General features: G+C 65.1%; 24 protein-coding genes. 10 read left to right on the top strand and 14 right to left on the bottom strand.

The window, feature by feature from the left end; all coding sequences use genetic code 11:
* Nucleotides 1-317: 317 nt before the first annotated feature.
* The 4 genes from ACXJL8_RS06760 to ACXJL8_RS06745 form a co-directional block, all read right to left on the bottom strand.
* Nucleotides 318-1,115, bottom strand: coding sequence for an enoyl-CoA hydratase/isomerase family protein (locus ACXJL8_RS06760; protein ID WP_456622686.1), 798 nt, complete (start codon nt 1,113-1,115; stop codon nt 318-320).
* 27 nt (nt 1,116-1,142) lie between these two features.
* Complete coding sequence (locus ACXJL8_RS06755) at nt 1,143-2,342, bottom strand: pyridoxal-phosphate-dependent aminotransferase family protein (RefSeq protein ID WP_456622685.1); 1,200 nt, start codon at nt 2,340-2,342, stop codon at nt 1,143-1,145.
* A 124-nt stretch (nt 2,343-2,466) separates the two neighbouring features.
* Nucleotides 2,467-3,750, bottom strand: coding sequence for an MFS transporter (locus tag ACXJL8_RS06750; protein ID WP_456622684.1), 1,284 nt, complete (start codon nt 3,748-3,750; stop codon nt 2,467-2,469).
* A 56-nt stretch (nt 3,751-3,806) separates the two neighbouring features.
* On the bottom strand, nt 3,807-5,009 hold the full coding sequence (locus tag ACXJL8_RS06745) for a pyridoxal-phosphate-dependent aminotransferase family protein (RefSeq protein ID WP_456622683.1): 1,203 nt from the start codon (nt 5,007-5,009) through the stop codon (nt 3,807-3,809).
* A 133-nt stretch (nt 5,010-5,142) separates the two neighbouring features.
* Between ACXJL8_RS06745 and ACXJL8_RS06740 the strand changes: the two genes are divergently transcribed.
* The 3 genes from ACXJL8_RS06740 to ACXJL8_RS06730 all read left to right on the top strand — a co-directional run bounded on the left by ACXJL8_RS06740 (nt 5,143) and on the right by ACXJL8_RS06730 (nt 9,385).
* A complete protein-coding gene (locus tag ACXJL8_RS06740) occupies nt 5,143-5,880 on the top strand; it encodes a GntR family transcriptional regulator (RefSeq protein ID WP_456622682.1) in 738 nt (245 codons plus the stop codon).
* A gap of 105 nt (nt 5,881-5,985) precedes the next feature.
* Nucleotides 5,986-8,964, top strand: a complete 2,979-nt coding sequence (locus tag ACXJL8_RS06735; RefSeq protein WP_456622681.1) for an FAD-binding and (Fe-S)-binding domain-containing protein — start codon at nt 5,986-5,988, stop codon at nt 8,962-8,964.
* Complete coding sequence (locus ACXJL8_RS06730; RefSeq protein ID WP_456622680.1) at nt 8,957-9,385, top strand: GlcG/HbpS family heme-binding protein; 429 nt, start codon at nt 8,957-8,959, stop codon at nt 9,383-9,385. Before ACXJL8_RS06735 ends, ACXJL8_RS06730 begins: the two co-directional genes overlap by 8 nt.
* Before the next feature lie 220 nt (nt 9,386-9,605).
* Here ACXJL8_RS06730 and ACXJL8_RS06725 read toward each other — a convergent pair whose 3' ends face one another.
* The gene (locus ACXJL8_RS06725) at nt 9,606-10,388 is read right to left on the bottom strand and encodes an enoyl-CoA hydratase/isomerase family protein (RefSeq protein ID WP_456622679.1); all 783 of its coding nucleotides are present in this window, start codon (nt 10,386-10,388) and stop codon (nt 9,606-9,608) included.
* A gap of 166 nt (nt 10,389-10,554) precedes the next feature.
* On the opposite strand from ACXJL8_RS06725, the gene ACXJL8_RS06720 reads away from it, so the two are divergent.
* Nucleotides 10,555-11,952 carry a caspase family protein gene (locus ACXJL8_RS06720; RefSeq protein WP_456622678.1) on the top strand — a complete coding sequence of 466 codons (1,398 nt, stop codon included), beginning with the start codon at nt 10,555-10,557 and terminating at the stop codon, nt 11,950-11,952.
* 140 nt (nt 11,953-12,092) lie between these two features.
* Here the strand turns inward: ACXJL8_RS06720 and ACXJL8_RS06715 are convergent, their stop codons facing one another.
* The gene (locus tag ACXJL8_RS06715) at nt 12,093-14,183 is read right to left on the bottom strand and encodes a molybdopterin oxidoreductase family protein (protein ID WP_456622677.1); all 2,091 of its coding nucleotides are present in this window, start codon (nt 14,181-14,183) and stop codon (nt 12,093-12,095) included.
* A gap of 233 nt (nt 14,184-14,416) precedes the next feature.
* Between ACXJL8_RS06715 and ACXJL8_RS06710 the strand changes: the two genes are divergently transcribed.
* The 4 genes from ACXJL8_RS06710 to ACXJL8_RS06695 are packed head-to-tail and all read left to right on the top strand — an operon-like array spanning nt 14,417 to nt 18,701.
* Nucleotides 14,417-15,391, top strand: coding sequence for a Bug family tripartite tricarboxylate transporter substrate binding protein (locus ACXJL8_RS06710; RefSeq protein WP_456684773.1), 975 nt, complete (start codon nt 14,417-14,419; stop codon nt 15,389-15,391).
* A 15-nt stretch (nt 15,392-15,406) separates the two neighbouring features.
* A complete protein-coding gene (locus ACXJL8_RS06705; protein WP_456622675.1) occupies nt 15,407-15,877 on the top strand; it encodes a (2Fe-2S)-binding protein in 471 nt (156 codons plus the stop codon).
* The gene (locus ACXJL8_RS06700; protein ID WP_456684772.1) at nt 15,874-18,006 is read left to right on the top strand and encodes a molybdopterin cofactor-binding domain-containing protein; all 2,133 of its coding nucleotides are present in this window, start codon (nt 15,874-15,876) and stop codon (nt 18,004-18,006) included. Before ACXJL8_RS06705 ends, ACXJL8_RS06700 begins: the two co-directional genes overlap by 4 nt.
* Nucleotides 18,003-18,701: a molybdate ABC transporter substrate-binding protein gene (locus ACXJL8_RS06695; protein ID WP_456622673.1), complete on the top strand. Its 699-nt coding sequence runs from the start codon at nt 18,003-18,005 to the stop codon at nt 18,699-18,701. The genes ACXJL8_RS06700 and ACXJL8_RS06695 overlap by 4 nt, the downstream gene beginning before the upstream one ends.
* 15 nt (nt 18,702-18,716) lie before the next feature.
* Here ACXJL8_RS06695 and ACXJL8_RS06690 read toward each other — a convergent pair whose 3' ends face one another.
* The 5 genes from ACXJL8_RS06690 to ACXJL8_RS06670 all read right to left on the bottom strand — a co-directional run bounded on the left by ACXJL8_RS06690 (nt 18,717) and on the right by ACXJL8_RS06670 (nt 22,717).
* Entirely contained in the window at nt 18,717-19,523 is an 807-nt protein-coding gene (locus ACXJL8_RS06690; RefSeq protein WP_456622672.1) for an SDR family NAD(P)-dependent oxidoreductase, read from the bottom strand.
* 22 nt (nt 19,524-19,545) lie between these two features.
* A complete protein-coding gene (locus tag ACXJL8_RS06685) occupies nt 19,546-20,838 on the bottom strand; it encodes a TRAP transporter large permease (protein WP_456622671.1) in 1,293 nt (430 codons plus the stop codon).
* Complete coding sequence (locus ACXJL8_RS06680; RefSeq protein WP_456622670.1) at nt 20,829-21,380, bottom strand: TRAP transporter small permease; 552 nt, start codon at nt 21,378-21,380, stop codon at nt 20,829-20,831. The genes ACXJL8_RS06685 and ACXJL8_RS06680 overlap by 10 nt, the downstream gene beginning before the upstream one ends.
* 77 nt (nt 21,381-21,457) lie before the next feature.
* Nucleotides 21,458-22,429 (bottom strand): TRAP transporter substrate-binding protein, encoded by a 972-nt coding sequence (locus tag ACXJL8_RS06675; protein WP_456622669.1) that lies wholly within the window; start codon nt 22,427-22,429, stop codon nt 21,458-21,460.
* 21 nt (nt 22,430-22,450) lie between these two features.
* Nucleotides 22,451-22,717, bottom strand: coding sequence for a hypothetical protein (locus ACXJL8_RS06670; RefSeq protein ID WP_456622668.1), 267 nt, complete (start codon nt 22,715-22,717; stop codon nt 22,451-22,453).
* 417 nt (nt 22,718-23,134) lie between these two features.
* On the opposite strand from ACXJL8_RS06670, the gene ACXJL8_RS06665 reads away from it, so the two are divergent.
* The gene (locus ACXJL8_RS06665; RefSeq protein WP_456622667.1) at nt 23,135-23,911 is read left to right on the top strand and encodes a cyclase family protein; all 777 of its coding nucleotides are present in this window, start codon (nt 23,135-23,137) and stop codon (nt 23,909-23,911) included.
* Between the two features lie 10 nt (nt 23,912-23,921).
* On the opposite strand, the gene ACXJL8_RS06660 is transcribed toward ACXJL8_RS06665, so the two are convergent.
* Both ACXJL8_RS06660 and ACXJL8_RS06655 read right to left on the bottom strand, forming a co-directional pair.
* Nucleotides 23,922-24,650 carry a Crp/Fnr family transcriptional regulator gene (locus ACXJL8_RS06660; RefSeq protein WP_456622666.1) on the bottom strand — a complete coding sequence of 243 codons (729 nt, stop codon included), beginning with the start codon at nt 24,648-24,650 and terminating at the stop codon, nt 23,922-23,924.
* A gap of 381 nt (nt 24,651-25,031) precedes the next feature.
* Nucleotides 25,032-25,745, bottom strand: a complete 714-nt coding sequence (locus ACXJL8_RS06655) for a helix-turn-helix domain-containing protein (RefSeq protein ID WP_456684771.1) — start codon at nt 25,743-25,745, stop codon at nt 25,032-25,034.
* Nucleotides 25,746-25,898: 153 nt separating this feature from the next.
* Between ACXJL8_RS06655 and ACXJL8_RS06650 the strand changes: the two genes are divergently transcribed.
* Nucleotides 25,899-26,234, top strand: a complete 336-nt coding sequence (locus tag ACXJL8_RS06650) for a c-type cytochrome (RefSeq protein WP_456622664.1) — start codon at nt 25,899-25,901, stop codon at nt 26,232-26,234.
* On the opposite strand, the gene ACXJL8_RS06645 is transcribed toward ACXJL8_RS06650, so the two are convergent.
* Nucleotides 26,231-26,556 (bottom strand): ABC-type transport auxiliary lipoprotein family protein (locus ACXJL8_RS06645; RefSeq protein ID WP_456684770.1); only part of this gene is annotated, 326 nt, incomplete at its 5' end. The genes ACXJL8_RS06650 and ACXJL8_RS06645 overlap by 4 nt on opposite strands.

Here is a 26,556-nt window from a genome sequence, read left to right as displayed (position 1 = left end):
TTGCAGCGGTCGGCCGGAACGCTTCACACAAATCACGTCACTCAATGCGACCGGACTCAAATCACTTGAAAGACCGGCCTGCCGGTTCGAAAAATGCGAGCCGGCGCATGCAACCTCTGGCATCTTATGACCGAGCTCGTCGCGTCGTCAACGTGAACGCGCAAGCGCAGGCGCGCACAATCGCGGTTCCGGGCGACGGAACCGATTGAAAGATTTATGACAATTGGAAATGCGCGAACGACTGACAATCGCTGTCGGCAGCTCGTTTCGGCCTTCGCGCCRCATCTGAAGCCGGACGAAAGCGCCAACGATCCGCGCTACTTGCCCTTCCAGTTCGGCGTGCGCTTGTTGAGGAAGGCGTCCATGCCCTCGCGGAAATCTTCGCTCATATAGGCTTTCAGGATCAGGTCCTCGCCCTCTTCGCGCGACAGCGTGCGGCGGATCCGGCGCACCGCTTCCTTGGTGGCTTCGAGCGTGAGCGGCGCGTGGCTCGCGACGAGCTTTGCGGTCTCATCCGCGCGACGCTGCAGCGTCTCGACGTCGGGCACGATTTCGTTGAGCAGGCCGAGCGCCAGAGCCTCCGGCGCCTCGACCAGGCGCGCCTTGAAGATCAGATCCTTGGTGCGGGCAGGTCCCACCAGCGAGACGACGCGGCTGATGTTCGACATCGACAGGCAGTTGCCGAGCGTGCGCGCGATCGGAAAACCGATGCGCGTGGTTTCGGTGCCGATGCGCAAGTCGCAGCAGGCCGCAATCCCGGCGCCGCCGCCGGTGCAGGCACCGGCGATCGCCGCGATCACGGGCACGCGGCATTGCTCCAGCGTGCCGAGCACGCGGTCGATCCGCGCCTCGTAGTCGAGCGCATCCTGCGCGGTCTTGAACGCACGGAATTGAGAGATGTCGGTGCCGGACGCGAACGCCTTGTCGCCGGCCCCTGTCAGGATCAGCGCCTTGATCGAGCGGTCGGCGTTGATCTCCTGGCAGATCTCCGCCATGCGCTCATACATGGCGAAGGTCAGTGCGTTGCGCGCCTGCGGGCGGTTGAAGGTGATCCGCGCGATGCCGTCCTGGACGGAGTAGAGCAGGTCTTCGTTGGTCGTCGTCGGTGCGTTCATCGCGCGCTCACTTCACAGTTGTTGATTTCAGGCGACCTGCGCCTTGGCCATCGGCACCACGTCGCGTCCCTTCAGGACGTCCATGGCCGCCAACACGCCGCCGCTTCGATGCGGGACCTTTGCAAGATCCAGGCCCATCTCGACGCCGGCGAGCGTGCCCATCAGCATCAGATCGTTGAAATGGCCGATATGGCCGATGCGGAACACCTTGCCCTTGACCTTGTTCAGGCCGGTGCCGAGCGACATGTCGAAATTCTCGAGCACCACCTTGCGGAAGGCGTCGGCGTCATGGCCCTCGGGCACGCGCACGCCGGTCAGCGCAGGCGAATGCGCGGCAGGATCGGCGCACTGCGTCTCCAGGCCCCAGACCTTGATCGCGGCGCGCGTCGCCGCGCTGTGGCGCTTGTGGCGGGTCCACACGTTCTCCAGCCCCTCCTCCTCCAGCATCTTCACCGCCTCGCGCAGGCCGTAGAGCAGGTTGGTGGCGGGCGTATAGGGGAAGGTGCCGAGCTTGTTGAAGGAGATGACCTCCTGCCAGTCCCAATAGGAGCGCATGCCGGGATTGGCCTTGGCCACCGCGAGCGCCTTGTCCGAGACGGCGTTGAAGCCGAGACCGGGCGGCAGCATCAGGCCCTTCTGCGAGCCCGCGACCGAGACATCGATGCCCCAGGCATCGTGCTCGTATTCCATCGAGCCGAGGCCGGAGATGGTGTCGACCATCAGCAGCGCCGGATGCTTGACGCGGTCGAGCAGCTTGCGCACGTCGAGCGGCGGCGTGACGCAGCCGGTCGAGGTCTCGTTGTGCACGACGCAGACCGCCTTGATYTTATGCTGCTTGTCGGCGACGAGGCGCTGCTCGATCTCATTGAGGTCCGCGCCGTGGCGCCAGTCGCCCGGGATGAAGTCGACGTCGAGCTTGAACTTGTCGGCGATGCCGCGCCACAGCACGGCGAACTGGCCGGTCTCGCACATCAACACCTTGTCGCCGGGGGCGAGCACGTTGACCATCGCCGCCTCCCAGGCGCCGGTGCCGGACGAGGGGAAAATGATCACGGGCTGCTTGGTGCGGAACACCCGCTGCATCGAAGCCAGGACGGCGAAACCGAGCTCGGCGAACTCCGGACCGCGATGGTCCAGCGTCGGCATGTCCATCGCCCGCAGCACCCGGTCGGGCACGTTGGTCGGTCCTGGAATCTGTAAGAAATGCCTTCCAGTATGCACGGTCATAGGCGTCCTTCCCGGTCTTGCCTTGATTTTGATGGCCGCCGAATAGCACCATTTGACCGGCTTGTCCCCTCCCCTTAAGGCGCCTCCCATGCATAACCGGCGGACCTCCGTACCGAGGCCGCCCCTACTCCGCGGCCACCACCTTTCCCAACGGCACGTGCCCCTCGGTTTCCGTGAACGGCCGCTCCGGATGCATCAGGAAGGCGGCAAAGCCGCCGAGCAGCAACAGGCCCATCGACATCAGGAACGGCAGGTACCAATTCCCGGTCGCGTCGATCACGAAGCCGGCTACGAGCGGTGAGACGATCGCGGCGAAGGCCGAGCCGGTGTTCATGAGTCCCGAGGCGGTGCCGGAATATTTCGGGGCGATGTCCATCGGGATCGACCACATCGGGCCGATCACGAGCTCGGCACAGAAGAAGCCGGCCGACAGGCACAGCGCAACGATCGTGATGTCGTGGACGAACAGGATCGGCAACAGCGAGAGCAGCGCCCCCGTAAATCCCGCAACGGTGACGCTGAGCCGCGCCAGCCGGACATTGCCGGTGCGGCCGAGGATCTTGTCCGACAGCACGCCGCCGACGCTGTCGCCGACCACGCCGGCGAAGAACACGCCCGAGGCGAACAGCGCCGAGTTCTTGATGTCGAGACCGTAGTTGTTCTTGAAGAACAGCGGCAGCCAGTTGAGGTAGAGCCACAGGCACCAGCCGTAGCAGAAATAGGTCAGCGTCACTGGCCACATCCGCGCGAGCAACGGGCCCCACGGCACACGCGGCCGTTCTCCGGTCGGGCGCGGCGGCAGTGCCGCGAGCTCGGCTGCGGTGATGGAGGCATGCTCCTTCGGTTCGTTGCGGAAGTACCAGACCCAGACGACACCCCACACTAGGCTGACGAAGCCGAGCACGACGAACGCGCCGCGCCAGGTCAGCCAGAGGATCAGCAGCGCGACCACCGGCGGCGTCACCGCGTTGCCGAGCCGGGCGAAGGAATGCGTCAGGCCTTGCGCAAAACCGCGGCGGTTCGCCGGCGTCCAGTATTGCATCGCGCGCGTTGCGGTCGGAAAGGTCGCGCCCTCGCCGAAGCCGAGCGCGAAGCGCGCGATGAACAGCGCGGTAAGACCATGCACGAAGCCGGTCATGATGGTCGCCACCGCCCAGATCATGCCGCACCAGAACAGCGTCTTGCGCGGTCCGAAACGATCGCCGACCCAGCCGCCGATCACCTGGAACAGCAGGTAGGGATAGGCGAAAGCGGAGAAGACGAGACCGAGCTGAGTGTTCGAAAGGCCCAGCTCCTTCTGGATCTCGCCCGCCGCGGTGCCGATGTTCACCCGGTCGACATAGGTGATGAAATACATCGCGCAGAGCATCGCCAGCACGACATGCGTGGCCTTGAACCGAACTCCCATCCACCCCTCCCGAATTTCTGTTTTTATGATTGTCGCTCGCGTGTGCCCTGCGCGATTTAAGTGCCGACCACTTTCAGATGCGGCGAGGAATTCCCCTGCGGGCGCTGCTCCAGGAGCTTCATCGCGGCCTCGACGCCGCCGGACCGGTGCGGCACGCCGGCAACCGACAGGCCCATTTCCACACCGGTGAGCGCGCCGAGCAGCGTCAACGCATTGCATTCGCCGAGATGGCCGATGCGGAAGACTTTTCCGGCGACCTTTGACAGGCCCGAGCCGAGCGACATGTTGTAATTGTCGAGCACCACTTTCCGAAACTGATCGGCATCATGTCCCGGCGGCATGAGCACCGCGGTGAGCACCGGCGAGAACTCGGCCGGCTCCTGGCAGAGCACCTCGAGACCCCAATGGTTGACGGCGGCGCGGGTTGCCGCAGCCAGCCGGTGATGGCGCGCGAACACGTTGTCGAGCCCCTCTTCGAGCAGCATCGCGATCGCCTCGCGCAAGCCATAGAGCAGGTTGGTCGCCGGCGTGTAGGGGAAGAAGCCCTTTGCGTTGGGCTTGAGCATCTCCTCCCAGTCGAAATAGGAGCGCGGCATCTTGTTGGTCTTCGAAGCCGTGCGGGCCTTCTCCGAGATCGCGTTGAAGCCGAGGCCGGGCGGCAGCATAAAACCCTTCTGCGAGCAGCTGACGCTGACGTCGACCTTCCATTCGTCGTGGCGGTAATCGACCGAGCCGAGCGAGGAGATGGTGTCGACCATCAGCAGCGCCGGATGCGAGGCGCGGTCGATCGCGGCGCGGATTTCGGCGATGCGGCTGGTCGCGCCGGTCGAGGTCTCGTTGTGCACGACCATCACCGCCTTGATCGCGCGCGCCTTGTCCTCGGCGAGCTTCGCCTCGATCTGGGCGGGGTCGGCGCCGCGGCGCCAGTCGCCGGGAATGAAGTCGACCTCGATGCCGAACCGTGCCGCCATCTGGCGCCACAGGGTGGCGAAGTGGCCGGTCTCGACCATCAGCACCTTGTCGCCCGGCGACAGCGTGTTGACGATCGCGGCCTCCCAGGCGCCCGTCCCCGAGGAGGGAAAGATCACCACCGGCCCCGCGGTCTGGAAGATCTTCTGGCTGCCCTCGAGCACGGCCCGGCCGAGCTCGCCGAATTCCGCGCTGCGGTGGTCGATCACCGGCATGTCCATGGCGCGCAGGACGCGCTCGGGCACCGGGCTCGGGCCCGGAATCTGAAGGAAATGGCGTCCCTGATGCATGAAAACCTCCCTGGCGGCGGATTCTGGCCGGCTCATCTGGCTATTTTGCATTCATTTTTTGTCCTTTCAATCAAAATTTGGTATTCGATCGTGGACGTCGACGCGACCAACCGGGCAAACTATTGTGCTGCAAATGAAATCCACGATTCCCGACTCCGGGGTTCCGATCGCCCCGCCGGCCGGCAATGGCGGCGACCGCCAGGAAGCCTCGCTTCACGGCGAGATCCTGCTGCGGCTGCGCGACTACGTGGTCGAGGGCAATATCCCCGACGGCGCGCGCGTGCCCGAGCGCCAGCTCTGTGAGATGCTCGGGATCTCCCGGACGCCCTTGCGCGAAGCGCTCAAGGTGCTCGCCGCCGAGGGCCTGATCGAGCTCCTGCCCAACCGCGGCGCGCGGGTGCGCCAGCTCAGCCAGCGCGACCTCGAGGAATTGTTCGACGTGATGGCGGGACTGGAAAGCCTTGCCGGACGGCTGGCCTGCGAGGCCATCACTGACGAGGAAATCACCGCGATCGAGCAGCTCCATTACGAGATGTATGGCCACTATCTGCATCGCGACATGCACGGCTATTTCCAGATCAACCAGCGCATCCACGAGAGCATCGTCGCGGCCGCGCGCAACGAGACGCTGAAGACCGCCTACGCCAACTTCGCGGGCCGGATCCGCCGCGTCCGCTACTCCGCCAATTTCGCCCGTAAGCGGCAGCGCTGGGCGGAGGCGATGCGCGAGCACGAAGCCATCCTCGACGCGCTGCGCCGCCGCGCCGGCAGCGAATTGAGCGACATCCTGTTCCAGCACCTGCGCAACAAGCGGACAGCCGCCATCGAGCACCTAGCCGAGTCCCAACAGGACGCGCCGGCGTCGCCCTGAGGGGCACCCACCTTGCTCATTTTGAATTCATAATATAATCGATCAGAAAGAGGAATGAATAATCCAAGAGGCCAACCGCCTCGTTGGATCACTCCGGGACCAGGGATGACAAACGCCTCCTCGCTCGAACGGCGCCTGCGCGCGGAAATGACCGGCGACGTCCTGTTCGACGCTTTCAGCCGCGGCCGCTACGCCACCGACGCCTCGTTCTACCAGATCATGCCGGCGGGCGTGGTGGTGCCCAAAACCATGGACGAGGCGCTGCGGGCGCTGGCTATCGCCCGCGACGACGGACGCAAGGTCACCCCGCGCGGCGGCGGCACCTCGCAATGCGGCCAGACCGTCAACGACGGCCTCGTCGTCGATCTCTCCAAGCACCTGAACCGGGTCCTGTCGCTCGACGTCGAGGGCCGCACCTGCGTGGTCGAGCCCGGCATCGTGCTCGACGATCTCAACCGCCAGCTCAGGAAGCACGGCCTGTGGTTCCCGGTCGACGTCTCCACGGCGTCACGCGCCACCATCGGCGGCATGGCCGGCAACAATTCCTGCGGCGGCCGCTCGCTCCGCTACGGCACCATGCGCGACAACACGCTGTCGATGGAGGCAGCCCTTGCGGACGGCACGCTGAGCCGCTTTGGCGAGGTGCCACGCGACCTCTCCGATGCCGACGCTGGCGACACCACGCGCGCCCTGTTCCGCGACATGCTCGATCTCGGCGCGCGCGAGGCCGGGGAGATTGCCGCGCGCTTTCCAAAGGTGCAGCGCCGCGTCGGCGGGTACAATCTCGATGCGCTGGTGCCGCGCAACGCGCCGAACAACATGGCGCATCTCTTGGTCGGCTCCGAAGGAACGCTGGCCTTCACCACCAAGGTCGAGCTGAAGCTGTGGCCGGTGATCCGCAACAAGGCGCTCGGCATCTGCCATTTCGGCAGCTTCTACGAGGCCATGGACGCGGCCCAGCATCTGGTCAAGCTCAAGCCGATCGCGGTCGAGCTGGTCGACCGCACCATGCTCGCGCTCGGCCGCGACATCGCGATGTTTCGGCCGATCATCTCTGCCGCCATCAAGGGCGATCCGGATGCCGTGCTGGTGGTCGAGTTCGCCGAGGAGGATCAGGTCGACAATCTCTTGCGCCTCAAGCAGCTCGGCGAGCTGATGGGCGACCTCGGTTTCGGCTGGACCAACGACAAGCGCAAATGGGGCGGCGTGGTCGAGATATCAGAACCGGCGCTCCAGGGCGGCATCGCCGATTTCCGCGCCGCCGGCCTCAACGTCATGATGTCGATGAAGCAGGAGGGCAAGCCTGTCTCCTTCGTCGAGGACTGCGCCGTGCCGCTGCCGCATCTGGCCGACTACACCGCCCGGCTGAACGAGGTTTTTGCCAGGCACGGCACCAGCGGCACGATGTATGCACATGCCTCCGAGGGCTGCCTGCATGTGCGGCCGGTGCTGAACCTCAAGCTGGAGAAAGACGTCAAGGCGATGCGCGCCATTGCGGAAGAAGCCTTCGCCATGGTGCGCGAATACAAGGGCTCGCATTCCGGCGAGCATGGCGACGGCCTGGTCCGCTCCGAATTCCACACCACGATGTTCGGCGAGCGCCTCGTCGCCGATTTCAAGGAGGTGAAGCAGCGCTTCGATCCCGATGGCGTGCTCAACCCCGGCAAGATCGTCGACGCGCCGAAGATGGACGACCGCTCGCTGTTCCGCTTCAAACCGGACTATCGCGTCGCTGACCTCAAGACAAAACTCGACTGGTCCGCCTATCCCGGCGCCGGCGGCGGTTTCCAGGGCGCGGTCGAGATGTGCAACAACAACGGCGCCTGCCGCAAGCTCGAGGGCGGCGTGATGTGCCCGTCCTACCGCGCGACGCGCAACGAGAAGGACGTCACCCGCGGCCGCGCCAACAGCTTGCGGCTCGCAATCTCCGGGCAGCTCGGCCCCGATGCGTTGTCGTCGGACGAGATGATGGAGACGCTGAAACTCTGCGTCTCCTGCAAGGCCTGCCGCCATGAATGCCCGACCGGCGTCGACATGGCCAAGATGAAGATCGAGGTGCTGGCCGCGCGCGCAGCCTCCCACGGCCTGACACTGCGCGACCGCCTGGTCGGCTATCTGCCGCGCTATGCCGGCCTTGCCGCGCGCTTCGCGCCGCTGGCGAATTTGCGCAACCGCAGCCCGCTGCTGCGAAAACTGTTTGAGCGCTTTGCCGGCATCAGCGCGCGCCGTGCCCTCCCCGCTTTCCGCAGCGACGTGTTCGTGTCGCCAGCGGAAGCGGTCGGCCCTGAGACCGGCCGTGAAGTCGTTCTGTTCGCCGACACTTTCAACCGGATCTATGAGCGCGAGAACCTCGACGCCGCGTTGCGCGTGCTCGCGGCCGGCGGTTATCGCGTGCATCTGCCGAAGCCTGCGGGCGGCGGCCGCCCGCTGTGCTGCGGCCGCACCTTCCTCTCGGCCGGCCTCGTCGACGAGGCCAGGACCGAGCTCGACCGGCTGGTCGCTGCCTTTGCCCCCTTCGCCGCGCGTGGCGTGCCGATCGTCGGTCTCGAGCCGAGCTGCCTGTTGACGTTGCGTGACGAACTCGGTTCGCTACGCAAGGACAACGACGCCAAGGCCGTCGGTGCCCACGCGCTGACTTTCGAGGAATTTCTGGTGCGCGAGGCCGAGGCCGGCCGGCTGCAATTGCCGCTCGGCACCGTCGCCGACAAGGCCGTGGTGCACGGTCATTGCCATCAAAAATCCTTCGGTGCCTTCAAGCCGGTCGAGCAGGTGCTGCGCCTGGTCCCCGGCCTCAAGGTCGAGACCATCGAATCGAGCTGTTGCGGCATGGCCGGCGCCTTCGGTTACGGCGCTGACACCTACGATGCCTCGATCGAGATGGCCGAGCTGTCGCTGCTCCCCGCGGTGCGGCGCGCGGACCAGGCGGCGCTCGTCGTGGCCGACGGCACCTCCTGCCGGCATCAGATCCAGGACGGCGCGCAGCGCGAGGCGCTTCACGTCGCGCGCGTGCTGGCCATGAGTCTCGATCGCGCGACAACCCCATCCACGACCTCTCCCGTTGCAAAGGAACCCATCCATGGCTGAACTGACTCTCGACACCGCCCGCAAGATCCTCGACGCCGCCTTCGCCAAGGCCACCGAGTTGAAGCTGAAGCCGCTCGTCGTCACCATCCTGGACGCGCGCGGCGTCATCAAGCTTGCCGCTGCGCAAGACGGCACCAGCCTGATGCGCGCCGAGATCGCCCACGGCAAGGCCTATGGCGCGCTCGCGCTGGGCATGGGCTCTCGCGCGCTGTACCAGCGTGCCCAGGAGCAGGCCTATTTCATCGACGCCGTGAACACGATTGCCAAGGGCGCGCTGGTGCCGGTCCCCGGCGGCGTGCTGATCATGGACGGCACCACCCTGCTCGGCGCCGTCGGCGTCTCCGGCGACACCTCGGACAATGACGAGGCGTGTGCGGTGGCGGGCATCCAGGCGACCGGACTGAAGGCCAACGCGGGGTGAACAGTGCCGTAGGGTGGATTAGCGTAGCGTAATCCACCTCTTCTGCATCCGCAGAGACAGACATCCGCGCGCCGATGCCTCCCCAACGTCGTCCTGGCGAAAGCCAGGACCCATTACCACCGGCGGATGTTATCGTGAAGATTGATGGTTGGCAGCGCGCACAACAACTGACTGCTGGGGTAATGGGTCCTGGCTTTCGCCAGGACGACACCGGCCCCCCTCACCGTCCCGTCCAAACCGGCTTGCGCTTTTCGCCGAACGCCTTCAGCCCTTCCTTGGCGTCCTCGGTCATCGCGAGCAGGGCAATCTGGCTTTCGGTGTAGGCGATGCTCTCGTCGAACGACATCGAGGCAATCGCCCGCATGGCGTATTTGCCGCGGCGGATCGCGGTCGGGGACTTGTCGACGATGCGGCCGATCAGCCAGTCGACCTTGGCGTCAAGCTCGGCCGCAGGCACGACATAGTTGAGGAGCCCCGCGGCCTGCGCCGCCTTGGCGTCGAACGGCTCGCCGGTCAGCGCCCATTCGTTGACGAGGCGCCGCGGCGCGATGGTCTGCAACAGGCTCAGCACCTGCATCGGGAACACGCCGACCTTCACTTCGGGCAGGCCGAAGACGACGTGATCGGCCGCAACCGCCATGTCGGTCATGCACAACAGGCCCATGCCGCCGGCCATGCAGACGCCCCCGACCCGCGCAACCGCCGGTTTCGTGGCGTTCTGTGACAAACGTAACAGATCGGCATAGTCGACATTTGGTTTGGAATGATCCATCGCGAAAGCCGCGCCGGAGTTCTGCAGATCGGCGCCGGCGCAAAACGCCTTGTCGCCCGCGCCCGTCAGCACGATGACGCGGACGTCCTTGTCGTCATGCGCCTCGCGATAGCCCTTGGTGATGCCGGCGATCACCTCGCCGTTCAGCGCGTTGCGTTTCTCCGGCCGGTTGATGGTGATCCAGAACGCCTGCCCGCGCTTCTCGGTGATGACGCTTGTGGTGTCGGTCATGGCACGCTCGCTTCCTTGCTCCTGTTTTGCAGCCATTTGCGGCAGGTCGGGCGGCAGGCGCAAGGGCAATCTACGGCGACGTGTCACCATAGCGTGTGGGCGCAACTTCGCTTCGCGATTGAATTATGGGTGACGGTCGCTATCCTGACTGAAGATTTTATCACCGATGAGCCATTTCATGCGCGCCGCCGCCGTATTGCTTCTGGCAGGCTTGATCGTCGCGAGCGGCAGCACCGCAGGCCGCGCGGCCGATGCCGCCAAGATCGCGCTGGTGATCGGCAACGCAAAGTACCCCGACAACGAGTTCGTGCTCACCGACGTCGCCAATGACATTCAGGACGTGACCGAGGAACTGAAGCGCAACGGCTTCGCCGTCGACCGGCAGATCAACCTCACGGGCGACACCATGCGGCAGGCGCTGGATCGCTTCTATGCCCGGATCGAGCGGGGCACGGCGGCGCTGATCTTCTTCGACGGCTTTGGCATCCAGTCCAACCGGCAGACCTACCTCCTGCCGGTCGATGCGCAGATCTGGACCGAGCCGGACGTGTCGCGCGACGGCTTCAGCCTGGATGCCATCCTCGCCGAGATGAATACACGCGGTGCCGCAATCAAGATCGCGCTGATCGATGCCTCCCGCCGCAATCCGTTCGAGCGGCGTTTTCGCCGCTATTCCGCTGGCCTTGCGCCGACGATCGCGCCGAGCAACTCGCTGATCCTGTATTCCGCCGCGCTCGGCGCGGTGGTGGCGGGCGGCAAGACCGATCGTAGCCTGTTCGTCACCGAGCTGCTGCGCGAAATGCGCGCACCGAACATCAGCGCCGAGCAGGCGTTGACCAACACCAAGAATGGCGTGGTCGGCGCGACCAACCGCGAGCAGGTGCCCTGGCTGTCATCGTCACTGACATCGGAGTTTTCCTTCGCCGGTCTGGTGACGCGGCCGCCGGACAACAAGAGCCCCGATCAGATTCCGTCCAAGCCCGAGCCGCAGAAACCGGAGCTGCAGAAGCCGGTCTGCGAGGTGTCGCAGCCCGACGCGGCGCCCGGCGCCGACGACCTCGCCAGAGATCCGGTCATCGCCGATCTCAGCCGCAAGATCGCGGCCAACGCCAACGACACCGTCTCGCGCTACAAGCGCGGCCAAGTCTATGCGATCAAGCGCGCCTACGCGCCGGCGATGCAGGATTTCGACGTGGTGATCCGCCGCGCCCCCAGGGATGCGGAAGCCCTGAACAACCGCTGCTGGACGCGTGCCGCGACCGGAGACCTGCAAGGCGCGCTCGCCGATTGCAATCTGGCGCTTCAGATCGATCCCGGATTGAGCGATGCGCTCGACAGCCGCGGGCTCGTCAACCTCAAGCTCGGCCGGACCGCCGAGGCGATCAAGGATTATACCGACGCAATCCAGCGCAACCCGCGCTCCTCCTCGTCGCTGTTCGGTCGCGGCGTCGCCGCCCGCAAGAGCGGCAGCGACGGCGCGGCCGACATCGCCCTGGCGAAATCCATGAACCCGAACATCGCGAAGGAGTTTGCGGGCTACGGCGTGACGGAGTGCGTGCCCTGAGGCGCGGTCGCATGCTGGGCCTCATGGTTCGAGACGCGCCGGAAGCGGCGCTCCTCACCATGAGGGTCTAAGATCTCTCCGCGCAACGAGACCTCATCCTGAGGAGCCCGCCAAAGGCGGGCGTCTCGAAGGATGGCAGATCAAACGGCTGCGGCCTTCCTGATCCAGACCTTGTTGTCGTGGAATGCGGCGCCGCCGATCGGCGCGATCGCATCCGCCCCCGTCAGCATGTTGATGCCGCGGCCGCCGATATGGCCCTTGTTCGGATGAACGGATTCCGCGATCAGCACGCCGCGCCGCACGCCGTCGAACAGCGTTGCGACCAGCGTGGTCTCGCCGCGGGCGTTACCGAGCGTCACGGCATCACCGTCGGCAATGTCGAGTGCAGCCGCGTCCATAGGATGGATCATCACGCTCGCCTTGCCCTCGCGCGCCTGCGAGGACGGCGTCTCGTTGAAGGTGGTGTTGAGGAAGCTGCGCGAGGGGCTGGTCGCAAGCCGGAACGGATGGGCCTGGTCGGTGTGCTCGATCACCGCCCAATGGTCCGGCAGCGACGGCATCTTGTCGAACTCGCCCATCATCAAGCCGAACGGCGGATGCGCCCAATCGGCCTTGAAGTGGAATTTCCTGTCGGCATGGGCAAAGCCGTCGAGATAATGCGCGGTGCGAAAATCCGGTTGCAGGTCGCGCCAGAGGTCGGCTTCGAGCGCAGCGATATCGCCGTGGTCGCTCAGCTCCAGCGTCGCGTCGATCAATTCGCGCGAGGACATCTCGAAGCCCGGATGCTTGGCGCCGAGCCGCGGCGCCAGCGCCTGCAGCACCTGATGGTTGGAGCGGCATTCGCCGGGCGGGTCGATCAGCTTCGCACCCACGGAGATGTGCTGGTGGCCGCCGCCGTAATAGAGATCGTCGTGCTCCATGAACATGGTCGCCGGCAGCACGATGTCTGCCATCTGCGCCGTCTCGGTCATGAACTGCTCGTGCACCGCGACGAACAGATCCTCGCGCGCAAAGCCCTGGGCTACCAGCGCCTGCTCCGGCGCCACCGTCATCGGATTGGTGTTCTGGATCAGCATCGCCTTGATCGGCCCCTTGCCGTGCAAGGCCTCGGCATCGCCGGTGAGGATGCGGCCGATCTGCGACTGGTCGAGCGCGCGGGTGGTCTTGTCGATCGCGTCGTGGCCTTCGATGATGGATTCGTCGAAGTGCCACAGCGCGTAATTGTTGAAGAAGGCGCCGCCGCCTTCATATTGCCAGGCACCGGTCACCGCGGGAATGCACAGCGCCGCATGCATCTGCGTCGCGCCGTTGCGGGAGCGGGTGAAGCCGTAGCCGAGCCGGAAGAACGCCCGCTTGGTCTCGCCGACCAGTTTGGCAAAGGCCTCGATCTCGGACACCGGCACGCCGCAGATCGCGGAGGCCCATTCGGGGTTACGCGTCTTCAGATGCGCCTCGAGCTCGGCCGGGCAGTCGGTGTATTTGTCCATGTAGGCGCGGTCGGCATAGCCGTCGCGAAACAGCACATGCATGACGCCGCAGGCGAACGCGCCGTCGGTGCCGGGGCGCAGGATGATCTTGATGTCAGCCTGCTTCATGGTCTCGTTGTCGTAGATGTCGACGGCCGCGATCTTGGCGCCGCGCTCCTTGCGGGCACGCGCGGCGTGCGTCATCACGTTGACCTGGGTGTTGACGGGGTTGGTGCCCCAGATCACGACGAGGTCGGAGAGTGCCATCTCGCGCGGATCGACGCCGGCGATCTTGCCGGTGCCGACGGCATAACCGACGCGCGCGACATTGGCGCAGATGGTCGAATAGAAGCGCGAATATTTCTTCACATGGGTGAGACGGTTGAGGCCGTCGCGCATCACCAGCCCCATCGTGCCGGCGTAGTAATAGGGCCAGATCGATTCTGCGCCGAAATCGCGCTCGGCCGCATTGAAGCGATGCCCGATCTCGTCCAGCGCCTCGTCCCAGGAAATCCGCGCGAATTGACCGGAGCCCTTCGGCCCGGTGCGGCGCATCGGATAGATCAGCCGCTCGGGGTGATGGATGCGCTCGGCGTAGCGGGCGACCTTGGCGCAGACCACGCCGGCCGTATAGGTCTGCTTTTTCGAGCCGCGGACACGGCCGATGCTGCGGCCCTCGACCACCTCGATATCGAGGGCGCAGGCCGAGGGGCAATCATGCGGGCAGGTCGAATGACGGATTTCGATCTTGGCGTGCTGGTTCATGTCCCAGTTCGTAACACCAAAATACCGGCCAGCCGAGTGCATTTATCCGGCAATGCCCATGCGAATTGCTCAAACCGCACGCGCCGCCGGTTCCTGCCGCAAGCGCGAAACGCGGCGCAGACACACCGAAAACCACCCGATATTCCCTGCCCGATTGGCCTTGTGAGGCGTCGACAGGCCGCTCGCCCTGCCGCTACAGTGTCGACCAAAAGAACGACATGAGGGAGGTGGGCATGACGGCCCGAAGATTCGCGCTGACGCTGGCGGCCGGCCTGCTCGGGGCATTCCCTTTGACCCCCTCTTTCGCGCAAGATTATCCTGCCCGCGCCGTCCGCATTGTCGTGCCCTTCGGCGCCGGCGGCCCGGCCGATGTCGCGGCCCGGCAGATCGGCAACGCGCTCCAGGAGAGCTTTGGCCAGCCCTTCGTCATCGAGAACCGCACCGGCGCCGGCGGCGTCATCGGCACGGTCGAAGCCGCGAAGTCGCAAGCCGACGGCTACACGCTCTTGATGATGTCCAACACACAGACCGCGAACGAGTCGCTGCTGACGCCGGAGCAGCGCAAATACGAGCTGATGCGCGACCTCGCGCCGATCGCGCCGGTCAATTCGTCCGATCTCGTGATCGTGGTGAACCCGCAGGTCGCCGCGAAGACGCTGCAAGAGTTCGTCTCACTTGCGAGATCGCAGCCGGGCAAGCTGAACTACGCTTCCTCCGGCCAGGGCACGCCCTATCACATGGCCGGCGAGCTGTTCAAGGCGATGGCGGGCATCAACCTCGTCCACGTGCCCTATCGCAACAGCGGCGAGGCGCGCAGCGGCGTGATCGGGGGACAKGTGCAGATGATGATCGACGCGGTGCCGGCGATGGCGCCGAATATCGGCGAGAACCAGGTCCGCGCACTCGCGACCACAGGCCAGCAGCGTTCCGCCGTGCTTGCGAACGTGCCGACAGCGATCGAGGCCGGCGTACCCGGCTATGAAGCAACCATATGGCTCGGCCTGATGGCGCCGGCGGGCACACCGAAGCCGATCATCGACAAGCTCAACGCCGCCGTGAACGCAATGGTGAAGCGGCCCGACATCGTCAAGCTCTGGACCGAGCAGGGCGCCGTCCCCATGTCCATGACGCCGGAGGAATTCGACAGGTTCCTGCGCGGCGACATCGCCAAATGGGCCGATGTCGTGAAAAAGTTCGACAAGTCCTGAGGTCGCCGACTGGCCATGCCGACCATTCAATTTCAGCTCAACGGCGCCGCGACGGCCGTGGACGCCGATCCCGATCAGACGCTGCTCGACGTGCTGCGCGGCCGGCTCGGCGTCACTGGTCCCCATTTCGGCTGCGGCGCCAATGAATGCGGCGCCTGCTATGTCATGGTCGGCGGCCATGCGATGGCGTCGTGCGACATGCCGATGTGGTCGGTCGCCGGTAAGGACGTCGTCACGATCGAAGGCCTCGGTACGGCCGAGCGTCCGCATCCGCTGCAACGCGCCTTCGTCTCCGAGCAGGCGATGCAATGCGGCTATTGCGTGCCGGGAATCCTGATCAGCGCGGCGGCGCTTCTCGGACGCAATCCGTCGCCGACAGAGGCGGAGGTCAGAACCGCGCTCGACCGCAATTTATGCCGCTGCGGATCGCATAACCGCATGGTCCGCGCCGTGCTGCGCGCGGCATCGGAGATTGCGACGTCATGAGTGCGCCGTCCGCTGCCCCCAAATTGCCGGTCAGCCTGGCGGCCAATCCAAAGCTGTCGTCCTGGGTGAGGTTGACCGGAGAAGGCCGGGTGGCGATCTCGCCCGGCAAGGTGGAGATCGGCCAGGGCATCGTCACGGCATTGGCGCAGATCGCCGCGGACGAGCTCGATGTCGATATCGCGCGGGTCGAGATGATCCGCGCCTCGACATCGGCGAGCCCGAACGAAGGTGTGACCTCGGGCAGCCTCTCGATCCAGCAGTCCGGCCGCGCGCTGCGACAGGTTTGTGCCGAGGTGCGCCAGCTCTTCCTTGCGGYGGCTTCCGACCGTCTCGGCGTCGAAGCGCCTCTGCTCGATATCGATGACGGAACGATCTCGGGCCCCGGCAATATCAGGACCAGCTATTGGGAGCTGGCCGGCGACGTTTCGCTCGACCGCGACGCGACCGCGGGCGCAACGGCGAAGCCCGCCGCCGCGCGGAGCGTCGCCGGGCATTCGGTCCCGCGCGTCGACATTCCCGACAAGGTGTTCGCGCGGCCACGCTTCATCCATGATCATGCGTTGCCGAACCTGTTGCATGGACGCGTGCTGCGGCCGGACGCATCGGGCGCCAGGCTGACCGCGCTCGATGAAGGCGCCGCGCGCGCCGCTCCCGGCCTCATCGCGATTGTGCGCGACGGCGGTTTTGCCGGCGTGGTCGGCGAGACCGAGGTCGCCGCCGAAGCCGCGTTGAAATTGTTGCGCAAGGGCGCGACGTGGTCGGCCGGCGAGCCGCTGCCCGATGAAGATGATCTGGCGGGCTTCCTGAGGAGCCAGCCGGTCGAGACGACCATCATTGACACCAGGACGGCGGCAATTGCGAGCAAGCACGCCCGTACCCTCCGCCGGCAATATACCCGCCCCTATATCGCCCATGCCTCGATGGCGCCTTCCTGTGCCATGGCGCAATGGGATGGCGATCGCGTCCATGTCTGGACGCACAGCCAGGGCGTCTATCTCTTGCGCGCCGATCTCGCGGTCGTGCTCAAACTCCCGGTCGAGAGCATCATCGTCGAGCACATGGAGGGCGCGGGCTGCTACGGACACAATGCGGCCGATGACGTCGCGCTCGATGCCGTGCTGCTGGCGAGGGCGGCCGGCCGCCGTCCCGTCCGGGTGCAGTGGTCCCGCCACGACGAGATGTCCCACGCGCCGTTTGGCGCGGCGATGGCCGTCGAGATCGAGGCCGATCTCGACGCGGCGAATGAGATCATTGGCTGGCGCCATGCGATCTGGAGCAACGGCCATGCGGCGCGGCCGGGGCGCGCGGCGCAGCCGGCTTTGCTTGCCGCAACCGAGATTGCAGATCCCTACCCTCGCATGATCTCGTCCAATCCGCCGGCCGCCAATGGCGGCGGCGGCGATCGCAACTCCGTACCGCTCTACGAGCTCCCGGCCTGGACGATCACGAGCCATCGGCTGTTGACCATGCCGGTACGAACCTCGGCGCTCCGGACTTTGGGCGGGCAAGGCAATGTGTTCGCGATCGAATCCCTGCTCGACGAGATCGCCGCCCTGCGTGGCGAAGATCCCGTTGAGTTCCGCCTGCGTCATCTGCACGACGAGCGCGCCAGGGATGTCATCCGCGCCGCGGCGCGACGCGCGGCGTGGAAGCCGCAGAAGCGAACCGGCATCGGTCACGGTGTCGGCTTTGCCCGCTACAAGAATACAGGAGCCTATTGTGCTGCGATCGCGGAGGTCGAAGGCGCCGACGACCTCCGCGTGAACCGGCTGACGCTTGCGGTCGATGTCGGCGAGGCCATCAATCCGGATGGAATCATCAATCAGATCGAGGGCGGCGCGATCCAGGCGACGAGCTGGGTGCTGAAGGAGCGTGTCCGCTTCGACCGGACGCGCATCACATCGACGTCATGGACCGACTATCCGATCCTGAGATTCAGCGAGGTGCCGGCGGTGGATGTCGAGATCATCCAGCGGCCGGAAATCGAGCCGGTCGGCGCCGGTGAGGCCGCCCACGGCCCGGTGACGGCGGCGATCGCGAATGCGGTGTTCGATTGCCTCGGCGTGCGCGTGCGCGACCTGCCGGTCACGCGCGACAGAATCATCGCAGCCATGGAGCTTGCATCGTGACGACCGTGAACATCCTCAGCGGAGGCGCGGCGCAAGGCCTGGTTCGCGGCCTCGCCGACGCCTTCAAGGCACAGACCGGATTCGGCATTGAGGGCGAGTTCGGCGCGGTCGGCATCATGGCCGACAAGCTGCGGGCCGGCGCGCCAACCGATCTCGTGATCCTGACGCAGGCGCTCCTTGCAGAGCTTGCCGAGGAAAAGCTCGTCATTCCCGCCTCGATCGCAGATCTCGGCCGGGTCGAAACCGCGCTCGCGGTCCGCAACCGCGATCCGAAAGTAATCGTCAAAACCGATGCCGATTTACGCGAGGTGCTGCGCAGCGCCGACGCGATCTTCGTTCCTGACACCAAGGCGTCGACCGCGGGACAGCACGTCGCAAGAGTGCTGGATCAGATCGGCATCGCCTATGAGGTCGCATCCCGCCTCAAGATCTTTCCGAATGGCGCAACCGCCATGCGGGAGCTTGCCGCATCCACCGCGCAAAGGCCGATCGGATGCACGCAGGCGACCGAGATCATCGCCACCGACGGCATCGTGCTGTCGGGATCGCTGCCTGCGGGGTGCGAGCTCGTGACGACGTACACGGCCGGCGTCACTACGCGCGCCGCGCATCCGACAGAAGCGCAGGCGCTGGTCGCGCTGCTGGCTGGCGCAGACCAGAAAGAGCTGCGCCAGCGCGTGGGCTTCGCCGGCTAGACGCCAAGGTCGACTCTACTGGTTCAATTGGGTGAGACCGGTCGGCGGTCCGTCAACCGCGGTCCAGCCGCCGTCAACGAACAGCGTGCTGCCGCTGACATAGCTCGCGGCATCCGAGGCGAGATAGGCAACCGCGGTCGCGACCTCGTCGGCGCTGCTCCAGCGATTGAACACGGTGTGGCCGGCGTAGAGATTGTAGATGTCGGGGCGCTGCTTGAACGGGCCGGTCAGCGCGGTCTCCGCGATGCTCGGCGCGATCGCATTGACGCGCACGCCGGAGCGGCCGACCTCAGAGGCAAAGCCCTTCACCAGCAGGCCGATCGCGGCCTTGGTCGAGCCATACACGCCAAGCCCGGGCTCGATGGTGACGGCGCGCACCGAGGAGCAGGCGATGATGCTGCCGCCCTTCTGCTCCACCATGATACGGCCGAAGGCCTGGAAGAACCAGACCGTGCCCTTGACGTTGAGGTTGAGGACGCGGTCGAGGTCCTCCTCGGTGTAGTCGAGGATGGTCTTGCGGATGTTGAGCCCGGGCGTCGTCACGGCGATGTCGAGCCGGGGAAATTTCTGCATGACGGTCTTGGCCAGCGCATTGACGTCCGCGGCGCTCGCGGCGTCGCACGCTGCCGCCTCGGCCCAACCGCCCTTGTCGCGAATGCCGGCAGCAGTCGCTTCGGCTGCATCGAGCGCGCGATCGGCGCAAACGATTCGGGCGCCGAGCCCGGCCAGTGCCTCGGCCGACGACTTGCCGATGCCGGATGCGGCGCCGAGGACGACAGCCGTCTTGCCGGTGAGATCGAAGAGCTTGCGATAGTCAGTCACGGACGGATTCTCCCTGTTGCTGCTATCCCTTGTAGCCCATCAGCAGGCGGGGCAGCCACAGCGAGAACGCGGGGACGTAGGTCACGAACATCAGAGCTGCGATCAGGGCGGCGTAGAATGGCAGGATGGTGCGCATCACCGCGCCCACCGAGATGCCGCCGATGGCGCAGCCCACGAACTGCGTCGTTCCGACCGGCGGGGTGTTCAGTCCGAGGGCGCAGTTGATCAGCATCAGCATGCCGAACTGCACCGGATCCATGCCCGCCTTCATCGCGATCGGCAGGAAGATCGGGGTGCAGATCAGGATGGTCGCCGCCATGTCCATGAACGTGCCGAGCACGAACAGGATGACGTTGATGAGCAGGAAGATGACCCAGGGCTGCGACGAGACCTTGTTCATCAAATCGCCGGCGAAGTCGGCCACCTCGTAGAGCCCCATCAGATACTGGAACATGGTGGAGACGCCGATCAGCAGCAGCACCACGCCGGTCGTCTTCACGGCCTTGGCGGCAGCCCGCAGGAAGTTCGGCAAGGTCATGCTGCGGTAGATGAAGAAGGTCAGCAGGATCGTGTAGGTGACCGCGACGGCTGCGGATTCAGTTGCGGTGAAAACGCCGGACAGGATGCCCGCCAGGATGATACCGACGATCAGAAGACCAGGCAGCGCGGCTGCGAACGAGCGGAAGACCTCGGTCCAGCCCGGAAACTTTCCGGCCGGATAGCCGCGCTTCACCGCGACCGCGTAAGCGGCGACCAGCATGCACACCATCAGCACGAGCGCCGGCAGCAGGCCGGCGGCGATCAGCGCGCCGATCGACACCTTGCCTCCGGCGGCCAGCGCATAGATGATCATGTTGTGGCTGGTCGGCATCAAGGCTCCGACCAGCGAGGCGTGGGTGGTGACGTTGACGGCGTAGTCGGTGTCGAAACCTTCCTTTTTCATCATGGGGATCATCACCGCGCCCATCGCCGACACGTCGGCCACGGGGGAGCCGGAGACGCCGCCGAACAGCGTGCAGGCGACCACGTTCGACATGCCAAGCCCGCCGCGGATGTGCCCGACGAGATTCTTGGCGAGCTGCACGATCTTGTCGGCGACACCGCCATGCAGCATCAGCTCGCCGCTGAAGACGAAGAACGGGATGGCCAGGAAGGAGAAGATGTTCATCCCCGACATCATCTGCTGGAAGATGACGGCGACCGGCAGGCCTTCATAGAGGATGGTGCAGATCGCCGAGAGACCGATCGCGAAGGCGACCGGGACGCCGAGAATCAGGAAGCCGAAGAAGGTGGCGCCGAGAATGATCAGTTCCATGAGGGGACGACCTCTTCGCCGCGCAGGAGAGCAATGATGTGCTCGATTGAAAAGGAGACGATCAGGACACCGGAGGCGATCAGCGGGACGTAGCGGATGACCTCGGGCAGGCCGAGATTGGGTATCTTCACGGTTCCGACCGACGCCCCGAGGATCCAGCCGTTGTAGGCCATCGCAATGCCGAACACGGCCACCAGGACGTGGATCACGATCTCGATCTTCTCCCGCAGATGGTCCGGAAGCATCACCAGCAGACTGTCCATGCCGATGTGTCCGGCATCGCGCACACCGACGGCGGCTCCGATCAGCGTGACATAGAGGATCAGGACAAGTGCGAGGTTTTCCGTCCAGGTCGGACTGGAATTGAGCACGTAACGTCCGAACACCTGATAGAACACGATGGTGACGATGACGAGCAGTCCGGTCACGGACAAATACATGCCCACGCGAGCGACGGGAGCATTGATCCGCGACAGCAGGCCGCTCGACGGGCGTGCCGCTGCTTCCCCCTGCTCGTGGCTTGCGACGTGTGGGTCTGTCATCCAGGTCTCCTTGCGCGTCACCTTGCGAGGGTCCGGTGTCACCTCGCGGCGACGCCGGACCCGATGCCGCTCTGTTTTTACTTCGTGTCCTGGATACGCTTGACGAGGCCCTGCAGCTTTTCGTCACCGGCGAACTTCTGGTACACCGGCTTCATCGCGTCGACGAATTCCGCCTTGTTGGCGATGGTGACGACCTGAACGCCGGCGGCCTCGACGGTCTTGCGGGAGGCCTGCTCACGCTCGTCCCAGAGCTTGCGCATGACGGGCACCGATTCCTTGGCCGCCTTGCGGATCATCGCCTGATCCTCCTTGCTCAGCGTGTCCCAGACCTTCTTGGACATCACGAGAACCTCGGGTGCCAGGGAGTGCTCGGTGATGTTGTAGAACTTGGCTGCCTCGAAGTGGCGCGAGGATTCGTAGGAGGGCCAGTTGTTCTCGGCTGCGTCCACGAGGCCGGTCTTGAGAGCGGTATAGACCTCGCCATACGGCATCGGCGTCGGGTTGGCCCCGAGGCTCTGGATCATGCCGACCCACAGGTCGGATTGCTGGACGCGAATCTTCAGGCCCTTGAGGTCGGCAAGCGACTTGACCGGTGCCTTGACGGTGTAGATGGACCGGGCGCCGCTGTCGTAATAGGCAAGGCCGACCAGTCCTGCCGGCTCCATGGCGGCGAGGATCTCGTCGCCGATCGGCCCGTCAAGCACCGTACGCATGTGCTGCGTGTCGCGGAACACGAAGGGCAGGCACAACGCGATGGTCTCAGGCACGAAGTTGTTCAACGGCGATGCGTTGATCCGCATCATGTCGAGCGCGCCGATCTTGAGCTGCTCGATGGTGTCCTTCTCGGAGCCCAGGGCTCCGTTCGGAAACACCTTCACGCCGAGCTTGCCGCCGCTCGCCGTTGCGAGCTGCTTGCCCATGAACTTGACGGCCTCGACGGTCGGATAATCGGCGGGGTGGATGTCGGCGGAGCGGAAATCGCGTGCGGTCGCCACGGGCGCTGAGACCGCCAGTGCAATGGCTGCGATGATACCGGTTAGTGTCTTCATCTGGGTTTCCTCCTGGGTTGATTATGTTGTCGTTGGGCGGGTGCTGCAGGCCGCCTTGGGTCGCGCTTCTTCAGGTGTGAAGTCAAGCGCCACAACTGCACCACCTTGGTAGGGTTGCGCGACGGAGTCGAGCGGATTCGGTTGCTTCGAAGGCTTCCAGCCGGCGGAGCGCAGGTCGATGCCGCGCGTGGGCAACTGGCCGCGCGGCGGCAGGTGCCGGCCCCCCTGCAATCGCGCCTCGCTCTCGGCCAATGCCGGATGCGAGGTAACGATGCTCGTCGTATCCATGAACGTTCCCCTCGTTTTGGCTCGACCGCTATTGCTTGCGGCTTGGAGGCTCGGACGAGACGGTCGTCCCATCCTGTGCGAACGCGCTGCATCAGCGCATGTCGCCACTGTCGTCCCTAGGGCGGGCGGCATTCTGAGTCCAAGCCAAATCCGGCATCGATCAATGCATAAGTTGCATCGATGGACCGCGCGGGCGCCCCTGGCCAAACGGCGGGTGGCCCTTGTTCGCGACGCGGTCTGGCCGCTCCACGGCGTCATGCTGTTCGTGCCGATGCGCGCGACTTATCTACTGGCGCTCTCGCTCCGGCTGCCGTGGTGCCTGCGGTAACGCTCGGCGCACCGGCGCGTGACTTGACGTCGTCGGCGCAGCTCCGCCAAGATGCGCCGAAACAGAACGGAACATCCCGAGGGAATGTCATGCCGCGGAAGCTGATCGATATTTCCGTGCCGCTCAAAAACGACGTCACGGCCGATCCGCCAGGCAATCACCCGACGGTCCAGTACATCGATCACCAGCAGGGCCTGCCGCGCATGCTGCAGTTCTTCGACGGCCTCAAGGCAGAGGATCTGCCGGATGGCCAGGGTTGGGCCGTCGAGCAGGTCTCGCTCTCGACGCATAACGGAACGCATCTCGACGCGCCCTGGCACTTCCATCCGACCATGAACCGCGGCGAGCGGTCATGGACGATCGACGAGGTGCCGCTGGAATGGTGCTTTCAGCCCGGCGTGAAGCTCGATTTCCGGCATCTGCCTGATGGCTACGTCGCCACCGCCGAGGACGTCGAGAAGGAGCTCAAACGCATCGGACACAAGCTGTCGCCGCTGGAGATCGTTGTCGTCAACACCAGCGCCGGCGCGAAGTTCGGACAGGCCGATTACGTCAACTCCGGCTGCGGCATGGGCTATGAGGCCACCATGTATCTGCTCGAACGCGGCGTGCGGCTGACCGGCACCGACGGCTGGAGCTGGGACGCGCCGTTCGTCTACACCGCAAAGAAATATGCTGAAACAAGAGATGCCGGCCTGATCTGGGAAGGTCACAAGGCGGGACGGCACATAGGTTATTGCCATCTCGAGAAGCTGCACAATCTCGACAAGCTGCCCTCGACCGGGTTCACGGTCTCATGCTTTCCGGTGAAGATCGAGCGTGCCTCCGCCGGCTGGACCCGCGCGGTTGCGATCATCGACAGTTAGGTGCTCACCGTCAGGTGCCGTCGAGGCCGCTTTCGACGAGCTCGCGTAGCGCGTCGGTGTCGAGCACGACGATGGCGCCATGCTCGAGACGAACCCAGTTGCGTCCAGACCAGGCGCGCAATTGCTTGTTGATGCTCTCGCGTGTCATCCCCACCATCTCGCTGATCTCCTGCTGCGTGATGGCAAGCGTTCCGCTGCCGGAGTCGAACTTGCGCTCTTCGGTGAGGCCGAGCAGCGCACTCGCAAGCCGGCCCGGAAGATTCTGCAGGATCACCTGCTCGACCTGCTGGCTGGTCCAGCGCAGGCGCGCGCAGAGCAGTTCGATGAATTTCATCGCCAGCGCCGGCTGGCTCTTCACGAACGGCAGGAAGTCGCGGCGGTCGATGATATAGAGCTCGCAATTGGTGTTGGCGGTCGCGTCGGCCGACCGCGGCGCGCCGTCGAGAACCGCGATCTCGCCAAAAATTTCTCCGGGACCAATCAAATTGAGAATAGCGTTCCGGCCATCGGGCGATGAGGAGGAAATCTTCACCGTCCCCGTGATCACCGCGAACAGGTTGTTGCCCGGATCGCCCTTCGCTGCGATCGTCGCACCGCGCTTCACCGTGGTGTGCTTGGCGTAGCGGCAGAGCTGATCGAGCGCGTCCGGTTCCAGATCCGCGAAGATCGGATGCTTGCGCAGGACCGATAATTTGTTGCCCGACGACTGTCGGGGGTCGCCGGTCTTGTCCTGAGGCACGCCGGGACTCCTAAGACTGCGAGGCACTGGGGTTCCTGCGTAGTCAGTGTTGCCCGGCTTTTCAACCGGAAAGCATGCGCGCGGTTTTAGACAAATGCCGCAAAAGCGCGCATCCGAAGGATGCGCCAATGCGTTACCGTCGATGCAGAGTTGCGGGCACCGCAAGTCGCGATTGCGTCGAGGCGCTACCGAACAGCCAAGATCCGGCCTGGCAAATCCCGTCCGCACGCGGAAATGCGACTGTGATCTCAGGAGCTTCGACGCTTGGCGTCCGGATTGGCGCTCGGATTGGCGCCCGGCTTGGCGTCCGAGTCGAGCCGGCCCGGGCCGGCGGCATTGATCGTGATCAAAAATCAGAGAGCGCGGCGGAATGACCTGGCCTCAGGCGGCGGCCAAGGCTTCGACCCGTGCGGGGTCGAGCAGGCTGATACCGCCATGAATGATCTCGATCACGCCGTTCCGCTCGAGYTTGGTGAAAGTCCGGCTGACGGTCTCGATGGTCAGGCCGAGATAGTCGGYGATGTCCTGGCGGCTCATCGGAAGTGGAACCGTGTCCGACGATCCCTTGAGCGCGAACAAGCGTTCGCGCCAGCCGAGCAGAAAGGTCGCGACCTTCTCGTCCGCCGAACGCCGGCCGAGCAGGACCATGTGGTCGCGTGYCTGGCTCAACTCGCGAATGGCCAGCTCGTTGATCCGCCGCAAGAGATGCGGCCGGTCCTCGATGAAGTGGCCGAAGGGCGCCTTCGCGAACTGGCACACGGTCACCGCACCGATCGCATCGGCCGAAAAATTGTGGCGGCCGGAAATATTCATCCCCAGGAAATCGCCGGGCAACGCGAACCCCACGATCTGCCGCCGACCGTCGGGCAACAGCTTGTAGAGCCGCATGACGCCTTCGAGGAGATTGTAGAACGAGGTCGTGATGTCCTCCTCGGAAAATACGGTCTCCCCCGCGGCGAAATGGACGCGGCGCCCGAGATGCTCGAATTCCTTCAGCTCGGCTGGGTCCAGCGACGAGCAGACCGAGAAATCGCGGACCGCACAATCGCGACAGAAACGCCCATTCGGCTCGATCGTCACCACGGAAGCCTTCATCCACCGCTCCAAGCGCCGACAGCCCTCCGCACCAGGCCGAGTCCACCGCGCCGACTGCATCTTACTGCACCGCGCCAAAGTCGATTGACCCAGATCAAATTTGACGCGCATCCGCGCCCTATCTGCTGCCAGAGTTCGACGGGATCACTTTCCATGCTGCGAAGCGCGCTACGTCACGGCCTGTTCGGGCTGCTGCTTGTCACTCCTGCGCTCGCCGCCCCGACCGCCGAACAGCGCGGCAAGGTCTTTGCGCGGGCCAATTGCGCGGGCTGCCACGCGATCGACCGCGGCTCGGACAGTCCGCTCAAGATTGCGCCTCCGCTGCGCAACCTGCACCAACGTTATCCGATCGAGACCCTTGCGGAGGCGCTCGCCGAAGGCATCTATACCGGCCACGCCGATATGCCCGCCTTCGAGCTCAATCCGAACCAGATCCACGACCTGCTGTCCTACCTGAAGACGCTCGAACAGCCGGCGCGCACGCGCTAGACGGATTGCACCGTCCAGCCGATCAGTTCCTTGGCGATGCGGGCGAAGGCAGCATCGAATGCTGCGACCGCCGCGGCAGGCTCGACCTTGTCGAGCTTCTCGCTGGCCTCGACGAGACGCGATGCGACCACCTTGCCGTTCTTGTCGACGATTCGCGCCGATAATCCGATCTCGACCCGTGTCTCGCCCTCCGTGGCAATGCGGAAGCGCCTGATGTCGATCAGGAGCTGATAGTCCGCCTGTCCGAGATCGGTCGTTCGCAACGGAGCGTGGGCGATATCGTAGTTCTCGAAACTGTCGATCAGCCGCGCCTGGACCAGTT

This window comes from Bradyrhizobium sp. P5_C11_2, assembly GCF_054049755.1.
The sequence above is the reverse complement of the archived record's forward strand: the minus strand, read 5'-3'. Positions and strand labels throughout refer to the sequence as shown.

Bases quoted from the DNA above. Each gene is read 5' to 3' on its own strand.
- ACXJL8_RS06760 (WP_456622686.1), bottom strand. From the start codon at position 1,115: ATGAACGCACCGACGACGACCAACGAAGACCTGCTCTACTCCGTCCAG.
- ACXJL8_RS06750 (WP_456622684.1), bottom strand. From the start codon at position 3,750: ATGGGAGTTCGGTTCAAGGCCACGCATGTCGTGCTGGCGATGCTCTGC.
- ACXJL8_RS06745 (WP_456622683.1), bottom strand. From the start codon at position 5,009: ATGCATCAGGGACGCCATTTCCTTCAGATTCCGGGCCCGAGCCCGGTG.
- ACXJL8_RS06740 (WP_456622682.1), top strand. From the start codon at position 5,143: ATGAAATCCACGATTCCCGACTCCGGGGTTCCGATCGCCCCGCCGGCC.
- ACXJL8_RS06735 (WP_456622681.1), top strand. From the start codon at position 5,986: ATGACAAACGCCTCCTCGCTCGAACGGCGCCTGCGCGCGGAAATGACC.
- ACXJL8_RS06730 (WP_456622680.1), top strand. From the start codon at position 8,957: ATGGCTGAACTGACTCTCGACACCGCCCGCAAGATCCTCGACGCCGCC.
- ACXJL8_RS06725 (WP_456622679.1), bottom strand. From the start codon at position 10,388: ATGACCGACACCACAAGCGTCATCACCGAGAAGCGCGGGCAGGCGTTC.
- ACXJL8_RS06720 (WP_456622678.1), top strand. From the start codon at position 10,555: ATGAGCCATTTCATGCGCGCCGCCGCCGTATTGCTTCTGGCAGGCTTG.
- ACXJL8_RS06715 (WP_456622677.1), bottom strand. From the start codon at position 14,183: ATGAACCAGCACGCCAAGATCGAAATCCGTCATTCGACCTGCCCGCAT.
- ACXJL8_RS06705 (WP_456622675.1), top strand. From the start codon at position 15,407: ATGCCGACCATTCAATTTCAGCTCAACGGCGCCGCGACGGCCGTGGAC.
- ACXJL8_RS06685 (WP_456622671.1), bottom strand. From the start codon at position 20,838: ATGGAACTGATCATTCTCGGCGCCACCTTCTTCGGCTTCCTGATTCTC.
- ACXJL8_RS06680 (WP_456622670.1), bottom strand. From the start codon at position 21,380: ATGACAGACCCACACGTCGCAAGCCACGAGCAGGGGGAAGCAGCGGCA.
- ACXJL8_RS06675 (WP_456622669.1), bottom strand. From the start codon at position 22,429: ATGAAGACACTAACCGGTATCATCGCAGCCATTGCACTGGCGGTCTCA.
- ACXJL8_RS06670 (WP_456622668.1), bottom strand. From the start codon at position 22,717: ATGGATACGACGAGCATCGTTACCTCGCATCCGGCATTGGCCGAGAGC.
- ACXJL8_RS06665 (WP_456622667.1), top strand. From the start codon at position 23,135: ATGCCGCGGAAGCTGATCGATATTTCCGTGCCGCTCAAAAACGACGTC.
- ACXJL8_RS06650 (WP_456622664.1), top strand. From the start codon at position 25,899: ATGCTGCGAAGCGCGCTACGTCACGGCCTGTTCGGGCTGCTGCTTGTC.